General features: G+C 67.8%; 3 protein-coding genes. All 3 read left to right on the top strand.

All coding sequences use genetic code 11. From position 1 onward, the window contains the following. On the top strand, positions 1 to 1,023 hold a 1,023-nt coding region (locus IG178_RS08320), incomplete at its 5' end, for an ATP-binding protein (RefSeq protein WP_193212078.1). Position 1,024: 1 nt separating this feature from the next. Continuing rightward, entirely contained in the window at positions 1,025 to 3,475 is a 2,451-nt protein-coding gene (locus IG178_RS08315) for a DUF5682 family protein (RefSeq protein WP_193212077.1), read from the top strand. After that, positions 3,468 to 4,391 (top strand): VWA domain-containing protein (locus IG178_RS08310; RefSeq protein ID WP_193212076.1); only part of this gene is annotated, 924 nt, incomplete at its 3' end. The genes IG178_RS08315 and IG178_RS08310, both read left to right, overlap by 8 nt.

Raw genomic sequence — 4,391 nt, 5'->3', positions numbered from 1 at the left:
GCCCGCCGCCCGCCGGGCTGGCGGCCCAGCCCCGCCGCCGTGCTCACCTTCATCCGCGGCAGCGATGGGAAGAAAATCGGCGGCGTGGAGATCGGCCGGAAGTACTACGGCGACGACCTGCTGGTCGAGCGCTCGATTGTGACCCTGCTCGGCAACCGCGGCCTGATGCTTGTCGGCGAGCCGGGCACTGCGAAGTCGATGCTCTCCGAGTTGCTGGCGGCGGCGATCAGCGGCGATTCGTCGCTGACGATCCAGGGCACCGCCGGCACCACCGAGGACCAGATCAAGTACTCCTGGAACTACGCGCTGTTGCTTGCCGAAGGCCCGACCCCGCGGTCCCTCGTACCCGGGCCGGTCCACCGCGGACTGAAGGAAGGGAAAATCGTGCGGTTCGAGGAGATCACCCGCTGCCAGCCCGAGATGCAGGACGCGCTGGTCAGCGTCCTCTCCGACAAGCACCTGCATGTCCCGGAACTCGGCGACGATGGCATCCTGCATGCGGCGAAGGGCTTCAACATCGTCGCCACCGCCAACCTGCGGGACCGTGGGGTCAACGAAATGTCGAGCGCCCTCAAGCGCCGCTTCAACTTCGAAACCGTGCCGCCGATCGCCGACCGCGACCTGGAGATGACGCTGGTGCGCGAGCAAACCTCGCGGCTGCTGGCGGCGCATGAGGTCGAGGCCCGGCTGCCGGACGACACCCTCGAGCTCCTGGTCACCACCTTCCAGGACCTCCGCAACGGCCGGACGCAGGAAGGCGCCACCATCGAGAAACCCGGCACCGTGATGTCGACGGCCGAAGCGGTCGCGGTGGCGTTTTCCGCCTGCCTTGATGCCCACTACTTCGGCCCCGGACAAGCCGGCGGACAGCACGTCGTCCGCCAGATCGTCGGCACCGTGTTCAAGGACGACCCGGAGGACTCCCGCAAGCTCGCCCACTACCTCGAGGTGGTCGCCAAGGTCCGCTCGAAGCGGGGCGGCGTCTGGAAGAGCTTCTACGACTCACGCAAGCTCCTTGGTTGAGATGACGGGGGGCGACGCCTGTGGACTGGAGCGTGAGCTGGAGGATTTCCTCGGGCGGCTGGACGATGGCCGCACGATCTTCTTCCCGATCCGCCACCACAGTCCCGCCTGTGCCTGGCACCTGGCCGGGCTGATCCGCGAGCGCAGGCCGGCATCGATCCTGATCGAGGGCCCCGAATCGCTGGGCGGCTACTTGCCGGCACTTGCGGACCCCGCGCTGCAGGCACCCGTTGCACTCTACAGCTTGTTCATCGACCGCCGCCGCAGGACGTCCGCGGCACGGGACACGGCGCTGCCTCCCCCGCGCTTCGGCGCCTTTTACCCGTTGTGCGATTACTCGCCGGAGCTGGTCGCCGTCCGGGAAGGCAGCGCCGTCGGGGCGCGGCTGGGCTTCTGCGACCTCGACCATGCCGTCCAGACGCTTTGTTCGGAGGCCGCGGAAGGGAGTTCCAGTTTGCTCGACGAGACCCATCTCGCCAATAGCCGCTACCTCAAGGAGCTCGCCCGCCGCCGCGGCTGCCGCGATACCGACGAATTGTGGGACCGGCTTTTTGAAAGCGGTTTCCGCGCGGGCGACCGCGGACGCTTCATCCGCGAGGTCGCGGCCTACTGCTATCTCGGGCGCGCCCACTACGGCGACGACGAGCTGCGGGCCGACGGCAACCTCGCCCGCGAACAATGCATGGCCGGTCATGTCGAGCGCGAGCGCCGGCGCCTCAAGCGGGCCGGTGCCGACGGTCCGCTGCTGGTCGTGACCGGCGGTTTCCACACCCCGGCATTGGTCGCGCCGAAGCGGGATCGGATCGAACTCCCCGAAGGTCCCCGCGACGACGAACGCCTGCATGCCCTGATCCCCTACAGCTTCCGTCAGCTCGACGCGCTGAACGGCTACGGCGCCGGGATGCCGTCGCCGGGCTACTACCAGCGCCTCTGGGAGGCGGAGGGAAGTGGCCGCGAGGTGCTCGAGAAGCTATGCCGGGAAATGGTCGTTGAGTTGCCCCGCGAGACCCGGCGGCGCGGCCTCGCCTTGCCGATGTCCACCGCCGACGCGATCGCCGCCCATCACCAGGCTTGCCAGCTGGCGGCCTTCCGGGGCAATCCCGGCCCGTTGAGGGAGGACCTGATCGACGGGATCCGTAGTAGCTTGGTGAAGGGAGAGATGGATGCCGACGGGCGGGCGGTGCTGGCGGTGGTCGACGACCTGCTCACCGGCGACGGCACCGGACAGGTGCCCGGACACCTGGTCGAGCTGCCGCTCCTCGACGATTTCCGCCGCCAGGCGGCCGAGCTGGGGCTCAAGCTCGACGACACCCGGCCGCGGGAGATGACGCTCGAGATTTACAAGAGCGACCGCCATCGCCGGCGATCACGTTTCTTCCGGTCACTCGAGTTCCTCGACGTCCCGCTGGCGCGCTTTGTCACCGGGCCGGACTTCCTGGAAGGAACCGGGTTGAATCTTCAGAACGAGCGCTGGAACTACGCCTGGAGCCCGCAGACCGAAGCGTCGCTGGTGGCGGCATCGATCCATGGTGCCACCTTGGCCGAAGCCCTGGTGGGAAGGCTGCATGAGCGGGAACGGGAGTTCGAGGACCAGGGCAGCGAGGTGGGCGCCGGGGATGCGGTCGGCTTGTTGTTGTTCTGCTGCCGGCTCGGGCTGCATGCCGAGGGGAACCGCTTCGTGCCACTGGCCCGTCGCAAGCTCGAGGAAGAAGGCAACTTTTCGCGCTGCCTGGAAGCCACCCTGCGGTTGACCCTGCTGCGGCGCTTTCCCGGCCCCCTGGAAGCGGAAAAGCTCAATGGCGCGGATGGTCTCGCGGAAGAGGCATACCGCCGGCTTTGCTACCTGCTCGGTGAACTCGCCGGAGCGGCGGACGAGCGCCAGGTCGAGGCTGCCGGGGAACTGGCAAGCGTCCGCGGCATGCTGCGCTCCGAGCAGGAACAGCTCGATCCCGCCTGGTTCCACGAGGCGGCGAAGGCTGCGGAGCGGCGCCCGGGCCACGTGCCCGAGCTGGCGGGCGGGCTCGCCGGCTTCCTCTACGCGGAGGGATTGCTGCCCCGGGATGAATTGCTCGCCCGGATCACGGCCCGGGGCTTGCCCGGAGGCATCGGCGGGTCCGGGTTCTCGCGTTACCTGCAGGGTGTACTGGCGCAATGCCGCGAATTGACCTGGCAGGACGACGCTTTCCTGGAGCGGTTGGACGACATCATCTCCGGCTGGGACGAGGACGACTTTCTCGGTGCGCTCCCGCACCTGCGCCTCGCCTTCTCCGGCCACACCCCGAGGGAAACCGACCGGACCAGCGAGCGGGTCGCGGCGCTTCATGGCACGGATGCAGGCATCGACTGGTATCAAACCGACCTGAGCGAAGCGTTCGTCGCCGCCAACCTCGCGCTCATGGCGGAACTCCGCCGCTGCCTGCGGGACGATGGATTGGAGGCAAGCCATGGGTGACACATCCCAAAAGTTGGCCCGCTGGCGACTGGTCCTCGGCCGCTATGCCGACAAACACCTGCCCCCGCCACCCGACAAGTCGGGCCGGAGGATGGACCGTGCCCTGGATTTCCTCTACGGGCGCGAGTATGCCGGCCGGGGCGTCCGCGGCAGCGACGGGGACAAGGGACCGGGCAGCCTCGACGCCTCGCAACTCACGGTACCCGACTGGCTCAACGAGGTGCGCGAGCTGTTCCCTCGCGAAACCATCGAGACCATCGAGGCGCACGCTTTGGATCGCTACGGCATGAACGAGCTCGTCACCGACCCCGAGGCCCTTGCCCGGATCGAGCCGAGCCCCGCGCTGCTCAAGATGATCCTCAGCTTCAAGGGCCACATGAAAGGCGAAGTGCTGGCGGCCGCCCGCGCGCTGGTCCGGAAGATCGTCGAGGAACTGCGGCGCAAGCTGGAGGAAGAGGTGCGCAGGAGCTTCAGCGGGCACCTCAACCGCTTCCGCCACAGCCCGCTGCAGGTCGCCCGGAATTTCGACTGGAAGACCACCATCCGGCGCAACCTCAAGAACTGGTCGCCCGAGCGCCGCCAGCTGGTACTACAGCAGAGCTACTTCTTTTCACGGATCCGCCGGCAGTTGCCATGGCGCATCATCCTGTGCGTCGACCAGTCGGGCAGCATGGTCGATTCGGTCATCCACACCGCGGTGCTGGCCGGCATCCTCGCCGGCTTGCCCGCGGTCAACGTGAAACTGGTCGTATTCGACACCGCGGTGGTTGATCTCAGCGATCGCCTCGATGACCCGGTGGAGGTCTTGATGAGCATCCAGCTGGGTGGCGGCACGGATATCGGTGGCGCCTTGACCTATGCCGAGCGCCTGGTCGAAGTCCCGCAGCGCACGGTGTTCGCCCTGATCAGCGACTTC

The sequence above is a fragment of the Neoluteolibacter marinus genome (genome assembly GCF_014904755.1).
In the GTDB taxonomy this organism is placed as follows: Bacteria; Verrucomicrobiota; Verrucomicrobiia; order Verrucomicrobiales; family Akkermansiaceae; genus Haloferula; species Haloferula marina.
The sequence above is the reverse complement of the archived record's forward strand: the minus strand, read 5'-3'. Positions and strand labels throughout refer to the sequence as shown.